This window comes from Listeria rocourtiae subsp. hofi (assembly GCF_963575615.1).
GTDB lineage: Bacteria > Bacillota > Bacilli > Lactobacillales > Listeriaceae > Listeria_A > Listeria_A hofi.
In genome coordinates this window covers 81,634-101,148 of record NZ_CAUYTL010000006.1, presented here as the reverse complement: position 1 = coordinate 101,148, position 19,515 = coordinate 81,634, and the positions used below count along the sequence as shown (strand labels likewise).

18 protein-coding genes are annotated in these 19,515 nt (G+C 41.6%); all 18 read right to left on the bottom strand.

The window, feature by feature from the left end:
• Positions 1-36: 36 nt before the first annotated feature.
• The 18 genes from R8925_RS04935 to R8925_RS04850 all read right to left on the bottom strand — a co-directional run bounded on the left by R8925_RS04935 (position 37) and on the right by R8925_RS04850 (position 19,513).
• On the bottom strand, positions 37-1,479 hold the full coding sequence (locus R8925_RS04935; protein ID WP_430534800.1) for an AcpB/EbpR/MafR family transcriptional regulator: 1,443 nt from the start codon (positions 1,477-1,479) through the stop codon (positions 37-39).
• A 29-nt stretch (positions 1,480-1,508) separates the two neighbouring features.
• Positions 1,509-3,614, bottom strand: coding sequence for a leucine-rich repeat domain-containing protein (locus R8925_RS04930; RefSeq protein WP_430534799.1), 2,106 nt, complete (start codon positions 3,612-3,614; stop codon positions 1,509-1,511).
• Between the two features lie 31 nt (positions 3,615-3,645).
• Complete coding sequence (locus tag R8925_RS04925) at positions 3,646-4,638, bottom strand: acyltransferase family protein (RefSeq protein ID WP_430534798.1); 993 nt, start codon at positions 4,636-4,638, stop codon at positions 3,646-3,648.
• Between the two features lie 4 nt (positions 4,639-4,642).
• A complete protein-coding gene (locus tag R8925_RS04920) occupies positions 4,643-5,806 on the bottom strand; it encodes a CDP-glycerol glycerophosphotransferase family protein (protein WP_430534797.1) in 1,164 nt (387 codons plus the stop codon).
• On the bottom strand, positions 5,790-7,070 hold the full coding sequence (locus R8925_RS04915; RefSeq protein ID WP_430534796.1) for an oligosaccharide flippase family protein: 1,281 nt from the start codon (positions 7,068-7,070) through the stop codon (positions 5,790-5,792). The genes R8925_RS04920 and R8925_RS04915 overlap by 17 nt, the downstream gene beginning before the upstream one ends.
• Complete coding sequence (locus tag R8925_RS04910; RefSeq protein WP_430534795.1) at positions 7,070-7,957, bottom strand: glycosyltransferase; 888 nt, start codon at positions 7,955-7,957, stop codon at positions 7,070-7,072. Before R8925_RS04910 ends, R8925_RS04915 begins: the two co-directional genes overlap by 1 nt.
• Positions 7,954-9,261 carry a UDP-glucose dehydrogenase family protein gene (locus tag R8925_RS04905; protein ID WP_430534794.1) on the bottom strand — a complete coding sequence of 436 codons (1,308 nt, stop codon included), beginning with the start codon at positions 9,259-9,261 and terminating at the stop codon, positions 7,954-7,956. The genes R8925_RS04910 and R8925_RS04905 overlap by 4 nt, the downstream gene beginning before the upstream one ends.
• A gap of 13 nt (positions 9,262-9,274) precedes the next feature.
• On the bottom strand, positions 9,275-10,177 hold the full coding sequence (locus R8925_RS04900) for a glycosyltransferase family 2 protein (protein ID WP_430534793.1): 903 nt from the start codon (positions 10,175-10,177) through the stop codon (positions 9,275-9,277).
• Positions 10,177-10,863 carry a CpsD/CapB family tyrosine-protein kinase gene (locus R8925_RS04895; RefSeq protein WP_430534792.1) on the bottom strand — a complete coding sequence of 229 codons (687 nt, stop codon included), beginning with the start codon at positions 10,861-10,863 and terminating at the stop codon, positions 10,177-10,179. The genes R8925_RS04900 and R8925_RS04895 overlap by 1 nt, the downstream gene beginning before the upstream one ends.
• Complete coding sequence (locus R8925_RS04890) at positions 10,860-11,576, bottom strand: YveK family protein (RefSeq protein WP_430534791.1); 717 nt, start codon at positions 11,574-11,576, stop codon at positions 10,860-10,862. The genes R8925_RS04895 and R8925_RS04890 overlap by 4 nt, the downstream gene beginning before the upstream one ends.
• Entirely contained in the window at positions 11,561-12,526 is a 966-nt protein-coding gene (locus R8925_RS04885; protein WP_430534790.1) for a hypothetical protein, read from the bottom strand. The genes R8925_RS04890 and R8925_RS04885 overlap by 16 nt, the downstream gene beginning before the upstream one ends.
• 323 nt (positions 12,527-12,849) lie before the next feature.
• Positions 12,850-13,458 (bottom strand): sugar transferase, encoded by a 609-nt coding sequence (locus R8925_RS04880; RefSeq protein ID WP_430534808.1) that lies wholly within the window; start codon positions 13,456-13,458, stop codon positions 12,850-12,852.
• 60 nt (positions 13,459-13,518) lie between these two features.
• Positions 13,519-14,271, bottom strand: a complete 753-nt coding sequence (locus R8925_RS04875; RefSeq protein WP_430534789.1) for a Crp/Fnr family transcriptional regulator — start codon at positions 14,269-14,271, stop codon at positions 13,519-13,521.
• Positions 14,272-14,592: 321 nt separating this feature from the next.
• Positions 14,593-15,147, bottom strand: a complete 555-nt coding sequence (locus R8925_RS04870) for a cyclic nucleotide-binding domain-containing protein (RefSeq protein ID WP_430534788.1) — start codon at positions 15,145-15,147, stop codon at positions 14,593-14,595.
• Positions 15,148-15,654: 507 nt separating this feature from the next.
• Positions 15,655-16,104, bottom strand: coding sequence for a DUF4352 domain-containing protein (locus R8925_RS04865; protein ID WP_430534787.1), 450 nt, complete (start codon positions 16,102-16,104; stop codon positions 15,655-15,657).
• Between the two features lie 166 nt (positions 16,105-16,270).
• Positions 16,271-17,128, bottom strand: coding sequence for an NAD-dependent epimerase/dehydratase family protein (locus tag R8925_RS04860; RefSeq protein WP_430534786.1), 858 nt, complete (start codon positions 17,126-17,128; stop codon positions 16,271-16,273).
• Entirely contained in the window at positions 17,128-17,715 is a 588-nt protein-coding gene (locus R8925_RS04855) for a sugar transferase (protein WP_430539405.1), read from the bottom strand. Before R8925_RS04855 ends, R8925_RS04860 begins: the two co-directional genes overlap by 1 nt.
• A complete protein-coding gene (locus R8925_RS04850; protein WP_430534784.1) occupies positions 17,708-19,513 on the bottom strand; it encodes a polysaccharide biosynthesis protein in 1,806 nt (601 codons plus the stop codon). The genes R8925_RS04855 and R8925_RS04850 overlap by 8 nt, the downstream gene beginning before the upstream one ends.
• Positions 19,514-19,515 lie beyond the last annotated feature (2 nt).

Genomic DNA, 19,515 nt, shown 5'->3' with positions numbered 1-19,515 from the left:
CATTCCATCCTTGTCGTTTTGGGAAAATTAGGCCTCTCACACTGGTTTCAAAAAAGACTCCAAGCCTTCTAATTCTTTTTTTGTCGGTGGGAAATTCCACGTAAGCAGCGGGCAACCATAATTATTTTCAATCGGAAAATCACTAATAATCAAGTCATACTGCGGCAAATGTTCCTTAGATTCTAAATCATTCGAAAAAGTAATAGCATTCGTAGGGTACCTTTTTCGCAAAATGGTTTTGAGGTATTCCTCCCAAATGCTTCCGTTCTTCGCGACAATTTTAATCGTTAGCTGCGCCTCTTTTTGCTTGTCCAGCATGAAAACATTGAATAAATCAAAGGCATATTGACTAATTGTCGCCCGGTTATTCTTCAACACGCCGTAATCCGTTGTTTTCAATAATCGGTTTACTTTTTCATCCACTCTCGCCTTCGAAAATATCACTGGCGATATTTTTTTAGAGAAATAGTTAATGTCTAGCAAATCGGTAATTTTTCCAACGAATACGAAACGCACAAGAAAATTGAGCAGGTACACTTTCAACATGTCTGTATTGTATGGCTTGTCATGAAAGAAAAAGTTCACTAAAGTCTCGACTAAATCGCGCAATGGTTTTAAATAAACGACTTCCTGTGATAGTCTTTCTGTGATTTTTTTCCTATCGTAGTACGTAAAAGGTACTAAGAAATGCGATAAAAACAGCAAATACAGCTCTAAATCAGGAATCGGTGTATCGACTAATTTCTCCAAATCACTGAAATCAAATTGAGGCACCTGAAAATAACGAACCGCTTCCTCCCAATATTTCCTCTGGTACGCGTCTAATTGAACGAATTTCCCATGCTGAAAACGCGTCAACATCACACCGAGCGAAATCGCATATTCCACACGCGTACTCGGCGAAAAATAAATGCCTAGCTGATCTTCTAGTTTCTGAATAAATGGCTCAAAATCCTCATAGGAAAAATCTTGAATAATCCAACCAGTAATCGGAAAAGCTTTGGCCAAAACATGCACGTAAAAGAAGCGAATATTAAGCTCATTTCCCGCAATAAAAATCGGGTTTTTCTCTAGAATCAAGTTACTTCGCGCTAGCAAATTATCTAGTTCCTTTAGCTTTCCATAAAAAGCCGTCCTACTCATAAACCTTTCCTCAAGCCAACTATTCACCGTTTTTTCCTGCCCACGCAACGTGGCGATAATAATATCAAACGAAAAGCTATGCTTAATCATGAACGCCGTCAACGTATCGAAATTAATATCTTGCCTTCGTGTTAAGCAATAGCGCTTGTCCTCATTCGAAATAAACACAAAGTCTTCCAAATCCTCATTGATTTCTTGCACATAGGTTTCAAGGGTTGGAACCGAAATACTCAACCGATTGGCCAAATATTTCTTTTGCACTCTATCCTCACTAAACAAAAGGTAATTCAACAGTTTTAATTTCCTATAGCCTGATTTAGAAATGGTATCCTTCATGATTTTCCCCTTTCGAATCATTACTTAGGCTAGCGTCCCAACAACTCTGAAACCCGATCAGCTAGATAATATTGACCAGTATTATTCGGATGCAAACCATCTTCCAATGTTCCTTTATACGTATCTTTTTCCGCATATAAATCTAAAAATGGGATGTTATTGCGCTTGGCAACGTCACGCATCGCCTCATTGTAGCTCGAAAGGTAAACCCCGATGTCATTAGGATATTGATCGCTATTTCGCGTATCACTACCACTGAAGCGCGCTCGCCACATCGGCCCTACGAAATAAACATTGGCATTACTAGCTTTCCATTTCTGTACACTGGTATTTAGCGCACCATAAAAAGTCTTCACATCCGTGCCCTGCGGCGTTCCAAGTGGGATATTGTAGGCAAAATCATTCGTTCCTGCAAATAAAACAACATCCGTGATGGCCTCATAATTCGTGCTATTTATCTTGCTCATTAAAGAAAGTTGGCCCGAACTCTGCGCAAGGGAAGCACCGCTGACACCCCAGTTTTGAATGCTGGGCAATAATAAGTTTTTCTGCACGAGCGTTGGAAAAGCAATATTCGCCCGCAAGCCAAGCGTGATACTGTCGCCAAAGAACGCGACCTCACTGTTTTTCCATTTGGTAGATGTCGTCATTTTATCCTCGATTTTCAGCGTGTAGTTTTCGAGTAGCTGGCCCGTCTTATCGTAGAGCTGAATCGTTACGTTATCCTGCTTCTTCAAATTCCTATCATAGATATAGTATTTCATGTGATTGCTTTTTACATCACCGCCATAGTAAATCTGCCCGTTAATATTCACCGTCATTTTCACAATTTCAGGATTCGTGTAGACACCCGTAATATATTTATCGCCAAGTCGGAAATTGTCCAAAATACTAAGCTGCGTCGTCAACCCTTTATTCGCAATGGTTTGCTGGATAACACCGGAAAAATCAAGCGCATCATTTTGGAATTGAACCGTATGTTTTCCGTTCGCATCAAAGGTCAACGTGCTGGTAGCATTATCATAGTGAAAATAGCTCATCGCATAAAATTCTACCGCTACACCTTGACGATCCTTCACGATAATCGCAGTCGGCTGATCTTTTGCCCCTTCTGGTAAAACGATAGATTGGCCTTGCGCGTAGAAATTCTTGATCTCTTTTAACTTTCCTAAACTGCTAATATCTGAAAACACGTTGTAACTAATATTCAGCTCCTCCAGCTGGGTCAAATATTGCATCGGCGTCGCATCAGAAATCCGATTTTCCGCGACATTCAAGTATTTTAGTCCTGTCAATCCTTGCACCGCCTTCACATCAGACAACTTATTCCGGTTGGCCTTCAAATAGTTCAACTTATTCAACAGACTAACAGGCGTTAAATCTTCCATATCCGTTTCCGTCACATCTAAAAATTCCAGGTTAGAGAAAGACGCTAGTTCCCGGAATGAAAGGAGTTTATTACTGAATAATTCTAGCCGCGTTAGATTCACGAGTGATTTAATTGGTGCGATATCTGTGATTTGATTAGAATTTAGACGCAAAATCGTTAAATTGGTGAGCGTTGTCAAGGGCGACGTATCCTTGATTCGGTTTTTACCAACGTCTAGCTGAGTCAAGCCGCTCATTTTTTCTGCTCCTGCAAGTGATGCTAGCTGATTATCGTATAGATTCAAATTCCGCATGCTCGTGTTTTCTAGCGACTGAATATCAGAAATCTGATTGCCTTGCAAGTAGAGGTTTTTAAGTACAGGAAGTTTGCCAATTCCCTTGATGGTCTTGATTTTATTGTATGGAATGTTCAAGTCTTTTAGTTTGTTCAAGGTAGCTAGTGGCGTTAAATCTTCCAACGATGTATTCGTAATCTGGATGCCAGTAATGTTCGTCAATCGCTCAATACCTGCGATACTGTGCAGATTTTCATTTTTAATAATGAGGGAGCCGATGCTATCCAGTTGTTTTTGCGAAATGGTGTCCGTCACTTTCTTTTGGCAAATCGTTGCTATTTTCTCTGCTAAAATCCGGTCTGGAAACTGTTCCTCAAACGTCTTTTCTTCACTGGCTTGCGCGGTTGGCGCAAGTCCTGTGGTAAATGGTAATAACATGATAGAAATACAGAGGATAAGTTTTTTTAACATGTGATGTTCTCCTTTTTTGAATGTTTGTCTTTTATTTGATGAAGAAATAGTGTGCTATGCCTAATTTTCGAGTGATTTTGAAAAAAATCGAGTATCCAGCAAAAGCGATGATTGTGAGGCCCAGTGTCATCCAGATAGGATAAGTCGCCTGTGCCAAATCGCCTGTTATATATTTAATAAGGTGGGCGTACAAAATCAGGCAAAAATAATGCGTTCCAAAAATGAACAGCGAATTTCGCCCGAATGCTCCCCATAGCTTAGACTTCCCAATTTTTTGGCATAAGAGGCACAGGACGAAAATGCCTAGTAGTGCTCCGATTATAAAAACGAAGAAATTCCCCAAGTTATTGCTTCGAAAACCGGCAATTTGGCTATGATTTAAGTAAATGACTGTGTAGAGGTACGAGACAGCACCTAGCGTGATAATATAGCCTCGCTGACATAGCTGCCAACGGAATACAGATTGCGCTTTGCATTGGAAACCCGCATAATAGAAGAACCAGCTTAGTGGGACGATGTGTAAGCCAAATGCGAATCGTTCATTTACTTGGCTACTGAGTAAGAAGGCGAGCAAGAGAACTGCTATAACCACGAGCCATTTTCCTTTTTTCAGATAGCGGGCGAATAGGTAAAACAGCATTTCCACATTGAATAAAACGACTAAAAACCAAAGTGGCGTGTTGAATCCTACTTCACCATCTAGAAAGAATAGCTGGGTGACAAGTGTTACTGGCGTTTCATATAATTGTTGCGAACCAATCAGCGCTATCCCGTTGACGACGAGCAATGTTGCTACTTGAAAGATAAAAAACGGGAATAATAACTTCTTACTCGTCTTTCGTAAAAATGACAGGAATCCAATCGATGTTTGTTTATAAAGATAACCTGACAGGAAGAAGAAAAGCGGCATGTGAAAACCATAAATCACGATTTTCACGGCATCGCTCGCATAGAAATGTCCCCAAACAACGAGGAATATCCCGATGCCTTTTGCTGTGTCTATCCAATCTAAACGCTTTTCCATAACTCTACTCCTCTGTCATGATTTCCTTTATTTTATTAGCCACAATAACTGACGCATTTCCAGTTTCATAGGAACCAATTTGTTGCCGAAAAATAGCGAGTTTTTTATGATAATCTATTTCATCAAACTGCTCCATTTGCGAGACTAGCGCTTCTGGCGTTTTAGTAAGTTGGAATGGGAGCTCTTTCAAATCGAAATACATCGCTCGTTCCTTTTTCAGGTAGTTATCCAAATCCGGTGTGTACAGCACTACTTTTTTCCCGGCAATCGCCATATCGAACATGCTGGATGAATAGTCGGTGATGAGCCATTCTGACACGGCCAGCAGCTCTTGCATATCGGGATAATCCGTTGCGTTTAGAATAATTTCGTCATAGTTAATATGCTCTGCCAGCCTAGCAACATTAGGATGCAGTCGAACAAGAATTTTCCATTCTCCACCAAATCGGCTTTGTAACGCGTCGTGTACTTTTGAAAAATCGTGTAAATAAGCCGTTAAATTCTCTCCTTGCCTAAAGGTCGGCGCGTATAAAGCAAATTTCGTCATGGGTTTGGAGTCGAATGCCTCGGCTACATGCTGGATTAATGCCATATCCATTTTTAAGAGCGCGTCACATCTTGGCGTGCCACTAGCCAATACTTCCCCACGAAACCAAAAAGATTCAACATAGATACGTTCGCAAAAATCAGAGCCAGCCATCATATAATCGCATTTTTTAGCGTCGCTTTTCGCACGAGCAAGATAGCCTAGTTGCAACTGTTCCTCCGCATCTTTTTCGATTTTCTTTAGCGCCAGTGAGCCATGCCAAGTTTGGAAGTAAACTTGTTGTTTCCTTTTCGGTGGACTATATTTTTGTCGGCAATTATCCAGCCAAATTTTTGCAGTAGCCAGTTCGCGAATTGCTTGCTTTGAACCATAGCGAACGGCGCGAACACCAGCTGGTAGCGTCTCTTCTTGCCCATCGCGAACTAGCCAAACAATATCCAAACCTTGATGGAGAAGTTCCGCCACGATGGCTTTTGGACTGTCCGCGTAGCCACGACCATAATAAGCACAAACTACAATTTTATTTTTTTCAATAGGTCGTAGCCAATAATGATAGGAAAAACAGCCGAATTCCAGTCTTTTTTTCAGCAGGCGCGCTGTTTGTTTAATCTGTTGTATCATGATTTGTTAACTCCTTACGTGCAAAATGGTGACGATTTTTCCAGATGATTCGTGCCCGATAAAGCAACACACAACTTTGAGAAATCACGGTAACGATACAAAGCGTCGTGATGTTGAAAATGCCTGTCAGAAATAGCATCGTAACTCCTACAACCTGAACAACTGCCGAAACAACGGTCGAAATATTCGCATGTTTTGCAAGCCCCATCGGCGAAAGTGTTGGAAATCCCAACATGTAGGTCAGCGGCGTCATCGCGATAATAGGCAACAATAGTCGCAAAATAGAACCCGCTTCATAAAACTCCGCTCCCAAAAGAAAAGCCATAAATTCATTCGCATAAATGCCTAGCACAATACATCCGATAATAACCGGTGGCATCACAATCGCGCTTATTTTTCGTAACAATCGAAAATCACGATACTTCACCATGTAAGGGTACAGACTATCCGCGATTGGAGAAAAAGCAGTATTCGCCGTTACAACCAGCCGGTCTGACGCCACGTACATGCCAACTTTCGCGCTTCCGGGTGAGTAGATTAATCCTAGAAAAAAAGTGTTCGTCGTTTGATAGACAGTCCCAGCGATTCGCGATAAAAAGAAGGGAAATGACTTTAAAATAGTTTGCTTCATATAGCCTTTCTCGAGTGGCACACACTTGATTTGGAGCTTCCTGGATACATGAAGTACGGCAAATAGTAGCGCCACCGCATTGCCAATCAACGTGAAAAGAGGCACGAAATAATAGTTTTCCGGTGTTTTTAAAAAAATAAAAACCATGCATACAAAAAACACTTGAATGATGACCGTTCTCACCGTAATTCGTTTCATCGTCTCCAAACCTCGATACAAGAAGTCCGGTAAGAATGCGCTCACCGCAACGGATGAAAAGGTTAGTAGATAAAGTAACCAATCGTGTCTGAACATTGGAATTGCGTAACATATCAGCAACAAAACGAGCAAACTACACGCCGTCAGCCACATCTTGGCACGCATTACGGCCGTATAAATTTTGGCAACTTCCCGCCTATCCTCTCGGTGTTGCGACACATCCGCAGTCGCTGATAAAATAAAACCAAAATCAATGATTAAGCGGAAATAAACCATCATCGCAAGGGCAAAACCGATTTTCCCATAAAACTCTGGCCCTAAAATCCGCGTTTGATATGGCACAGTAATCAAACTAAAAAAATAAGAAGAAAACGTCAAAATGTAAAGGTACAGCGTATTTCGAAACAGTCTTTTCTTACTAGCATCTGCCTCCATTACATTCTCCTCAATCTCTGTTTCAGTTGACGCAAGTATACACGTAAATCGAGTAGCCAGCGCCGTTTTAATGGTATCGGATGCCCACATTGCGTCTCCATGTACAAGACGTCTCGCCGGTGCAACATGAATCGCCGAACACTTTTTTCCGTTGCTCGCTTTGCCTCTTCATGAAGCTCCAACACAATCCACTGCTTTGACCTACGCGACGCATTCCCTTGCCCGGCCTGTCCCATAATCGAATCCCGCCGATATCTCCGATTGAAAAAGGCCTTATCCAGATACATCATCCGCTTAGAAACAGCGAACAATTGCGGCGTGAAAAGCTCATCCTCATGCAATAACCCCTCTTGAAAAGCTAATCCATTTTCGCGAATAACCGAATGCCGAATCAAAAATAACCAGACAGGCGAATTATAATGCTGATACTGCTTTTCCAGCCATTCGTCTAGTTGATACAACCTCCGAGGCTCTAAAACCGCCTTAGAATCATATCTATTCCACCCCACCTGTCCCGTTTCAGAAAAAGGTTGCGCATCAAATTTCACGAAATCCAACTGATAACTCTCCGCTAATTGCATGCATTTTTCAAACGTATCTAATTCCAAATAATCATCCGAATCCAAGAAGTAAATATATTTTCCAGTCGCCTGTTGCAAGCCGATATTTCTAGCCGCAGAAAGCCCCGCATTTTCCTGTGTATAAAGATGCAGCTTAGGAATCATCTGGTTATACACCGCCAAAATATCAGAACTCCCATCTGTACTTCCATCATCCACCACAATAATCTCAAAATCTTGAAACGTCTGAGAAAGTAAGCTGTTCAAGCACTGCTCCAAGTAGTTCGCTACATTATAAACTGGCAAAATAACTGAAATCGACGTCACCGTACCCGACTCCTTTGTACCTTCTTACGGCCAATGGAATAATAATTGAGATCCGCTTTTTTCGCGTCTACCAAGTCAAAACAATTACGCCCATCATAAACGTTACGATCCTTCATCCGTTGAAATAGCGCCAAATCCATCTCACGAATTTCCGCCCACTCCGTAAAAATAAAGCACGCATCCGCATCAGCCAAGCATTCCTCCATACTCGCGCTGTAATGAATAGCCTTACCAAAAATCAATGCCACATTCCCCATAGCAACAGGATCATATACGCTAACTTCCGCACCTGCATCCAGCAAATACTGAATATTCGGAAGGGCCGGTGCCTCACGTAAATCATCGGTTCCAGGCTTAAATGCCACGCCAAGTACTGCGATTTTTTTGCCTGCGAGTTGTGCGATATCTTTTCTTGCCGCTTGAATCAGCTTAAATTTCTGCTTCTCATTCACCTGAATCGCCGCTTGAATCGTGCGTAATGTGTAACCCGATTCCTCCGCTAGCCAATGAAGCGCCTTCGTATCTTTCGGAAAACATGATCCGCCATACCCAATTCCAGGTGATAAGAACTGATACCCGATGCGTTCGTCAAATTTCATGCCTTCGACAACCTCATCGATATCCGCCTCGACGCACTCACAGAGATTTGCAATATCGTTAATAAACGAAATCTTGAGCGCCAAAAAATCATTAGACGCATACTTCACCATTTCCGCACTCCGACGTTTCATCGTTACCATTGGTTGCTGGAATGGCGCATACATCTCCATCATCCGCGCCATCGCATCCTCCGATTCCGCCCCGATAATAATTCTGTTCGCATGCAACGTATCTCGAACCGCCGTCCCTTGTGATAAAAATTCTGGATTAGAAACCACTTCCACGAGCGCGTTCTGGGCTTTGAAAAACGTCTCTAATTTGTCATTTGTGCCCACCGGAACCGTCGATTTCACACCAACAATGACTGGATTTCCAACCGAATCCGCAATTTCCTGACATGCTCCAAAAATCGCCGATAAATTAGCCGAACCGTCCGCATTCTCTGGTGTCCCAACCGCCAGCAAAATAATATCCGGGCTTAAAAACGCCTCTTTGCCCTTCGTCGTAAACCGTAAACAACCCGCAGTTATCCCCTGCTCCACTAATGTTTCCAAATCAGGTTCAAAAATAGGTACTCGCCCCACTTTCAACATCCCAATCTTCTTCTTATCTCTATCTAAACAGATTACTTGATGGCCAATCTTCGCTAAAGCAGTTGCAGTTACAAGCCCTACATAACCGGCCCCAATCACCGTAATATTCATTTTTATCATCCTTTTACATATAAATTCGAGTGAAATTAACAAAAATCAAGCGTAAAAACTGAAAATAATGTCCTTTTCGCCACGTTATCGCACCTATTCTTCGTTTAAAATGACTGCGTTTTTCGGTTCGAGTTAACGTCACATCCTTCGCCACTCCTCGTAAAATTATCGAGAGCGTAAAATAATCTCGTGCTAGTTTTGACATCTCCATTCGTTTGATCCACGCATCCGAAAACCTCCACGCATTCGTGTTGCCAATCGCTGGTGCATGATGCCGATAAAATCGTGTTTTCGGCTCCTGCAACTGGTGAAATTGAACGCCATCTTGCGCCATTCGCAACAATAAATCCCAATCCTGATGCTTCAGCAATCCTTCTGTAAATGGAATCTTCCGGAATAAATCCCGCGTACCGAACAATGTCGACGTTTGAATAAACCCAAGCGTTCGCCGCCCCTTTTTACAAAAAAGAAACTCTGCTACTGTCAACGGTTCCGCGTTCAAATCCATCGTTCGCATCGGTAAAAACAGATCCGGATTCTTCAGCGAATTCGTCAATACTGGGCAAAAACAAAGCTGAAAATCATCCAAACTATACCGTAACTGCTCCCACTGACAGGCAATCTTATCCGGCAAAAATGCATCATCATCGTCCAAAAAAGCCACCCATTTCCCACTAGCCTTTTCCACACCTAAATTTCTCGCAGCCGATCCGCCGATACCGCTCGTTTTCACATAATGGACTGGAAATCTCGTTTTTCCTAAATTCTTCAAATAAGCCATCGTACCCGGATCTTCGCCATCTACAACTACCCAAACCTCGATATTCGAATACGTCTGCTGCATCACGCTCTCGATCGCGCGCGCCAAAAGTTCCTTACGATGTCGCGTTGGAATAACTACACTGACTAACTCCATCACGAATGCTCCTTATAATAGTAATGTTCTTTCTTCTGCTTCTGATTATTAAAAATCGCACCCAAAAACTGCTTAGAGCTCGATCGTAGCTGATCCGACGCCTTCTTCGCGCGATCCGTCACCGTATAATCATTTCGAATAACGAGTAACGACGCGTCCACATGCGGGGCCAAAACCTGCGCATCCGCAACCGTTAAAATCGGCGGCGTATCTAAAATAACTTGATCGTAACGCCCCTTCAATTCCTCCAAAACCTCCGCAAACCGCTTCGTCGCCAAAATACTCGCAGGATTAATTGGTGTCAGTCCCACACATAGAACATCAAGCCCATCCATATCCGTCCGAATCATCGCCTCATCCAATGTCACATTATTCCGCATCACACCCATCAAACCTTCCGAACGACTCGCATCAAAATAATTCTGAATCGTCGGCTTCCGCAAATCCGCATCCAAAAGTAGCGTTTTCTTACCCTTCTGAGCAAAAGCGATCGCCAAATTACTCGAAATAAGCGATTTACCCGAATTAGGATCCGCTGATGTAATCAAGATGGAATGAATTTTCTGATCCAGCCCCATCAACTCGATATTTTCCACCAGAATTCGAAACTGCTCCGCTAACGAAGAAAGTGGTTGATTGTATACGATAAGTTTCCGCTGATCGCTCCTTCTCTTACTTGCACTCATTTTCTACTCCTCCTCAGATAACGACTTTTCTCCTGAAACTCGCTGTCCTCAATATTTCCAATCACACCGACAACAGGAATATCCAAACGCTTCATAATCTCAGCCTCTGTTCTAAAACGATCATCCAGAAAACGCCGTAAAAAACTAATCACAATCCCGATAAAAAGGCCAATCATCATCGCCAATGCGACGCCCACTTTCAAGCTAGCTCCAACCGATGCAACAGAATAAATATCCGTTAACTGCTCAATATTATTCACCTTCATCATTTTTGGCGTAATCGACAGAAAACTCGTCGTAACCGTCCTGACAAGTAATTTCGCACGCTCGGGATCCTTATCCGTCACCCGAATATTAATCACGAGTGAACTCTGCACACTATCCACCGTAATTTTCTTCGCCAAATCCCCCATCGTCGTTCCATCGCCAAGTCGCTCCACCGCATCGCCCAAAATCTTAGAACTCTTAATGACGACACTGTACGTATTCACCATTTGAATGTTCGCTTGAATTTCCGAATTTTGAACAGCAGAGTTTTGATCCTGTGCATTTTGCGTAATTAAAATTTGCGAAACCGCCTCATATTTCGGATCCACAAACCATTTAAAATAACAAAAAGCCACACCCATACAAACAATCATGATGCCCAGAATAATCAGGACATTTTTCTTCAATACATCAAAAATATCTTTGATGGTCATAGTGCTTTCCATAATGACTCCTTCTCTACGTTTAAATTTTCATCTGTCTCATTCATCGCTGCACCAATGAAAAAGAACGCCAAGACACCTAAATTCGTTGTGAGATAAAGCTCTGTCACAATCGAAGTCATCGAATACAAGAATAAAATCAAGACAAACAACTGAATATTTCCCCGTTTCTTACTGATTAGCACCAAAAAAATAATAGCAATCCCTGCAAAAGCAGCCAGCCCAAGATAGCCGAACTGACCAATCAACATCGCAATGTAACTATCATTCAAAAACTGCGGATTATCCCTCGTAAACCCATACGTCTTATAAAATTGTAACCAATCATAAATCGGTGAATACTCACTCACTGAGCTTCCCGATCCGTATGTCCCAAACCCGGAACCAAGCGGTTTAAACCGATCCGCGATTTTAAATCCGCCTTGGAATAACAAGCTCCGCGCCGACGTTTCCGATGACAATAACCGACTCTCAATTACATTCCAAAATAAGAGCAACAAAATTGATGCAGGCCCAATCAAATACATAAACTTGATATTCTTCTTCTCAAGAAACGTCATCAAAACGAGTAAAAAGAAGAAAATAGCCACAAAAATTAATCCCTTATTCCGAGCTGCAAAAAAAATAAGCGTTGCACCCATCAGCAAAAAAGGAATGTTCCGTCTCGCATTTTTCAATCCCAGCAATACCATGCAAAAAAAACTGGCTGCACTCAAATACGTCGCATGCGGAAAAATCAAATATTGCGTCGTAATTCCCATCCGATATTCCGTTGAAGGCCAAATAGGAATCACCAAATTAACGAGTAATAACAGGAACAGCCCACTTAAAATAAACTTGCTCACATTCTGAATGAGCCTCATATTCACGGAAAAAACCGCCTCTTTAAAAGCTAGCCTTCCCACAAAATAAGCAAGGAAACACTTCAAAATACTCCAAATATCCAGTATCATGCCTTTCGTACTCCCAAGCCTAGACTCCATGTTGCCCAACACACCCACTCCGAGCAGCAGAGCCAAGAGCATCAAGAGCAAATATTCTTTTCGATAAAGCGCTGTCGGCCGTAGCATTTGTATCAGAAATAAATACGCCAACATGACGACTAATAATAGATTGTTGATATTAAGAGATAGGGGCAAAAACGTCAAATTCTCTATAGCCGGGGCAAATAACATAAGTAAAAAAAAACTGAGGAAAAGGATCCTTTCTCTTACATTAGGTTTGGCGTGCACTTGATGTCGTTCTCCTTTCCATTTCGCAATAAATCTAAATATGATTACATACCTTTTCCTAAAAGTTCTTTAAAGGTCCGTAGTAAAATTCGGATGTTTAGCCTTATTGATTGATTTTTAATATACGCCATATCTAGCTCGACCATTTCTTCAAAGCTCAATTGATTGCGCCCGCTGACTTGCCAAAGCCCAGTACACCCAGGTTTCACACGAAGACGCTCTAAATGATGCGTCTCATAATCCTGAACCTCTTCTGGCAAAGGTGGTCGCGGCCCTACACAACTCATATCACCTTGTAGAACATTGATAAATTGCGGAAACTCATCAATACTAAATTTGCGCAACCATTTTCCAAGCTTCGTAATACGCGGATCATTTTCTATCTTGAACATCGGTCCAGACATTTCATTCTGACTTTGTATCGCGCCCTTCTGCTTCTCCGCATCCACCTGCATAGATCGAAATTTATACATCATAAACGCCTCTCCATGCCGCCCAATACGCCGCTGCTTAAAAAATACAGGCGCATTCCAGTCCGATATCTTGATGCATATCGCCACCAAAAGTAAAATCGGAGCGCTCACACATAAAGCTACAGAAGCCACTAAGATGTCAAAAATACGATATCGTCTCTCTATTTTCCTGTTTTGCAATACTACCGGTAAATTTCGCGATGTATAAAACAATGCTTTATACCGCCTTTCTTTTAAAAATTAATATTGTCTTTCAATATCGATAATGTAGGATTTTATTTTCCCAATATTGACAAATATCTGCTTATTATTTATCTTCACTATGCCAAGCTTCATCAAGTTGTGTAATACGGTAGACACTGTATTGACATTGAGATGCACATAATTTGCCATCGTTACCATCGTAATCGGGAATTCTGTGTACAAATCAGATTTTTCTACATTCAATAAGTTTAGTTTGTCCAACAAATGATGTATCGCCAAAACCACTTTACTTTCCGCTTTTTCACGACGTATTCGTTCTTTAAATTCTAGATTTTGCCGCTCTCGCAACGTATAGCTATAATGATACAAATAGCCTTCTTGTGTATTCAACAATTTGTCGACCACATGCGCCTTATTAAATTTAACAACATTCATCACATTCGAGATAACTTTATACGAGTAGTTAGAACTATTAAACGTAAATAAATCTGAAAAACCAACAATATCATCGCTCGCTTTTATGTCCAAAACAATGTCTTCCTTTTCCATCGTAGCAATCCCAGATTCAATAATGTAAATAAATTCGGCAGCTGCCCGATCATCCTCAAGCCCTCCCGTAGGAACAATTTCCGTAAGTGGATACGTGTTTTTCTTGAAAGAAACTGTCTCATACGGAATTGGCATGATGTCATTCGTACAAAGAAAACTAGCAAACTTCGAAAAATTAAAATACTCTTTAATCTCCGTTATATTATAAAGATTTTTTATTGCTTCCGTATAGGTCTCCAACCTATGTCATCTCCTATCTATTGCACTCTGTATAAGCTGTCAGAGTTCTTTTTGTTTTATATAACCAAAGTCTAAATGCTTATATCCAACATCTATTACTTATCTTAACAAGTTTAAAGTGAAGTTTTTTACTCTACCTAGAGGTAAAAGCAGTTTTTAATGACAGTTCTATGACATTTAACGTATTAATTTTCACATAAAAAGGATTTAGCTGGCTATCCTAAGCCAATATAGCATCCTGCATTTGCTTTCAAATCCCTTTCATATCAATAACCAACGCTCTATTTTCGTGTTTTAACATTTTAAGCTAGCATCACGCACTCATTGTGAAATTGACGCTACTTTCAACTCTAACTCAAATATATCGATATGCATTTCTCGACTCATATTATAAATGACGCCTTCTACTTGTAGTTTTTTCAAGACTTTAGTAATTGTATTCGGATTAAGATTTGTGTACTCAGCAAGTCTTCCTTTATTGATAGCCTTTGGAAAACGAAGCAGCGCAGGATCTCCCGTTTCCATACCATGACGCATACCTAACTGAAATAAAGCCTGACTAACACGTAACTCCGTCGGTAATTGTAATAATGCCTCTTTTTTTGCTAAGACCGCATTTGTTTGCTTTGCTTCTATCGTGTTTCGATCGAATTTCATGACACATAGCTCATTAGATATCACTTCAAAATAAGGTGAGTCTAAAGAATCTGCCTGCACTAGCTCATTACCAGCACCCAAGAAATCAATAATATCACCCTCCGTATTTAACACCGCAACATGACCTGATTCAATGATAAAACTTGCATCCTTCGTCGAAATAATAGCTTTTTTGGCATATTTCACTTTCACACCAACAGATTGCTCTAGGTTCCTCATCTACGTCTCCTCCTTTCACTATGGATACAAATTGCTGTACCTCTTACAACAAGTATAGGACACTATCTCCGCGTAATCGGGATATTTCAAATTATTTTTTATGCATTTCAAAAAAATGTACCAAATAGGATAAAAATTTATTTTACTTCTATATAAAGGCTACATAAAAAAGCCAATCAATCTTTAAAAAATGAATTTCCCCCTTTTCAAAACACCTCTAAAAACCTTCATATTTAAGGGCTTAATCATAATCCCCTAACAAATATAGACACGCATCAAAAACTCACTATATTTGTAGCATAACAATCCTAACCTATTATAATCTATTTATTAGTTATATTAATAACTATATATATTTCGTATTTTTTTATTTTTATTTAAAAAAAATGAAATCCTCGCTATTTACGCTTAATGCTCTGTTATACTAAGTGGTTGCCTGCTTACATCAAAACAAGACAAGTATCAAATTGCCATACTTGTCTTGTTTTGATTATCTAATTAGGCGGCCTATTTCGTCGGCATGTTTATTTCCCACGCTATTCTTTCAGTTATTGCTGTTGCGTAAGGCTCATAGAGAACAGTGAAAGTTTTTTGCCCTGTGGGAATTTCGTAGTATCCAGAGCCTTTAAGTATTTTTCCAGCTGGTATAACATCCCCAAAATTATTCACATTTAGCCCATGCACCGGATGTTTTTCTTCATCTTTTGTTTGGATATTAAAATCGCCTGCCCCAGCTCCTGACTCCTCTTTGCCAGTATTTTTAATAGAGAAGTCGATTTGAGCGATTTGCTTATCCTTGTTGTTGCCGTCCTGCATCGCTACATTCGTGATTGTGATTTCTAAGCCATTGACAGTCCTCGTTTTGCCGATATCATCGCTCTCCGCTTTGCCACAACTAGCCAAGACCAGCGCTAAAATAAGGATGCATATTGCCAGCCACCTTTTATTCTTGTTCATATACCTACTTTCCTTTCTAGTAATAATGTGATTTTGTCCAATCTCAGAGGCCTGAAAGTCTATTTTATCAACAAGTAGGTGCTGCTTTTCTAGGCTAGCTATGTATGTAGATGCTTTTCTGTGACGATTTCATGACAAAAAACCGCTGAAGCTAGATTGGCTAACTTTAGCGGTCTTCCGTTTTCCAAATCGAATCAGGCAAACTAACTGCTTCATATTTTATCGTGCTCTCCATCTCAAAAACTAGCGTCCCAAATGTTTTTTTGAAAATCGCGGTGTTTTGTAATACTTTTCGGCATATGTTTCCCGCGAATTTCGATGTTCGCATGCTTTTTCCACTTGCCTCGGCAATGAGCGTTACAAGTTGCGTCGTGTTCATCGTCTCGCTGTTTTGAGGCACATAGATTCCACTAGCCTTTTCGCCAATAATACCGTTCAAAAAAGCAGACAAATTATCGATGAAAATCATGCTTCGGCTCCCGCTAATAGCTGGAAAAACAGGTGTTTTCCGGGCAAGTTGCGCAAGGCGAGCATAGTTACCAGGACAGTCCGGGCCATAAATCATCGGAGGGCGAACAATCGCGACTTGGAAATCTCGGCTTTCTAATTGCTGCAATCGTTTTTCTGCCTCGTATTTCGATTTTCCATATAAACTCGTTGGACGCGGCACTTGCTGAATCGGTATCACTTTTTCTGGCTCTTCAAAGCTACCCTCTTCCCCGTAAACAGCCACAGTGCTCAGGAATACGAAATGCTTCACGCCTGCCGATTTTGCCCTGAACGCTAAACTCTCCGTGAGTCCCGTGTTGATTCGATAATAATCTCCAGCACTTTCCGGTGTTTCTTTGCGATGAACCAAAGCCGCCGCGTGTAAAATCGTATCATATTGGCTAAAATCAATCGCCTCCCAGTTTTGCGTCCGAACAGATAAAAGCTCTACGCTCACTTCTGGGTGATACTGCGCCATCCAACGCTCAAATTGCGTCCCTACATAACCCTGCTTTCCCGTTACTAAAATGCGCATTAGCTCGCTCCTTCTTGGATGCCATCGCTTTTCACAACTTTACGTATCGTACTAAAAATCAGTTTTACATCAGTGGCAAAAGACAGTTTTTGACCATATAATCCGTCTAATTTTGCTTTTTCTTCAATCGATAGTGTGTCGCGTCCCATGACTTGGGCAAGTCCTGATAATCCTGGCTTCAACTCACTAGCTCCAGTTTCCTCGCGCTTTTCAATCAGATCAGTTTGGTTATATAACGCTGGACGTGGGCCGATAACACTCATGCTTCCTCCCAAAATATTGAACAATTGTGGTAGTTCATCTAAACTCGTCTTCCGCAAAAACTGCCCTACTTTTGTGATGTAAGCGTCTGGCGAAGTTAATAAATGCGTCGGCATATTTTTCGGCGTATCCACGTACATTGTCCGGAATTTGAAGATAGTAAATAGCGTTTTATGCGCACCGACGCGCTGTTGCTTGAACAGAATCGGGCCTTTCGAATCTAATTTAATACTAATGGCTGCAAAGGCAAATATGGGTGCTAACAAAAGAATCGCGATTACCGCAAGAACGATATCCACCCAACGTTTCAAAAATCGATTATACAATCTGCTCATCTCCTTGAATATGGCTAGCATTAGCTAACTGAATTGTTTTTTCGGCTGCTTCTCGATCTTCCAGTTGTAAAATTGTTTGTAAATAATCAAGCAATATACTTTCTTCCACCAGCGTCACTTTTCCAACAAAAATCTTCGGGAAAATCTGCTCAGCAACGAGTTCATCGGTCGTTAGGAGCTCTTCGTACAGTTTCTCCCCCGGACGGATTCCCGTTTCGATAATCGGGATTTCCTTTTCTGTCAGACCACTTAGACGAATTAAGTTCTTCGCTAAGTCCACTATCTTCACTGGCTCACCCATATCGAGGACAAAGATTTCGCCACCTCGTGCAAGACTTCCTGCTTGAAGTACAAGTTTCGCAGCCTCTGGAATGGTCATGAAATAACGTGTCATACGCTTATCCGTAATCGTGATTGGCTGACCTTTTTTGATTTGTTCTTTAAAAAGCGGAACCACGCTACCACTGCTACCTAGGACGTTTCCAAAACGAACCGCGACAAATTTGGTGTTGCTCTTCTCATGGAACGACTGGATAATCATTTCAGCAATACGCTTTGTCGACCCCATTACGTTCGGCGGGTTCACGGCTTTATCCGAGGAGACCATCACCATACTTTCCGCACCAATTTCATGCGCCACTTGCGCCACGTTTCGCGTCCCATACACGTTATTCTTTACAGCCTCTAGCGGATTGAATTCCATCAGTGGAACGTGTTTATGCGCCGCAGCATGGTAAATCACGTCCGGCTCATACGTTTGCATCACATCACGCAAACGCTTAATGTCTTGAATATCCACAATCAATGGTAGCAATTCCACGCTCGCCTCTAGCTGTTCTAGCTCACGATGAATTTGGTAAATCGAATGCTCGCCGTGTCCTAGCAGTAAAATCTTTTCCGGTTCAAAGTCCATGATTTGACGACAAATCTCTGAACCAATCGAACCACCAGCACCCGTTACTAACACCGTTTTACCCGTCAAATTGTCCGCAATTTTTGCCAAGTCTAGTTGCACCGTTTCGCGCCCAAGTAAATCCTCGACATCCACTTCCTGCACCTGACTCACGCTCAGTTTACCCGACAAAATATCCGCCATTTTCGGCATCGTTTTCACGACTAATTGTGTCGCCACGGCTTGTTTTGTAATCACTTGAAGCGTCGCGCTAGGCATCGAAGGCATCGCGATAATCAACTGTTCCGCCTGCGTCTTAGCGATAAATGCCTCCAAATTTCCTATTCCACCAAGTACCGGCACATCTAGCAACCTCGTTCTCTGCTTCTTCTTGTCATCATCCAGAAATCCAACTGGTAACACATCTGATTTCGCACCCTTTTGCAGTTGCTGCACTAATTGCGTCCCGGCCTCACCAGCACCAATAATAAGCGTGCGTATGGATTGCCTCTGTGCCTGGTGTTGCGATCGGTCACGACGTAATCGAACCAACAACCGTGTCCCACCAATCAACAACAACTGGGCGATGAAAAAGAAGAGGAAGAATCGAATCTCGAGGTGAACGAATCCTTTCATAGCAACGACGACAGACATACTTACCGCGAACGCCAAGCTAACCACTTTTGCGATGGCGACTAAATCTTTCACGCTCGTATGCGTCCACGTTCTGCCCTGCAACTTAAACCCAGTGGCAAAAACATGATAAGCAATAGTCAACACAATGGCAGTAACTACAGGATTCCCGTTCATCGCACCATAAAATGCAAACACTGCCGCCAACCAAATCATTCCCGTATCCACGATGGACCAAAGACCAACTCTCCTCAAGATTTCCATTA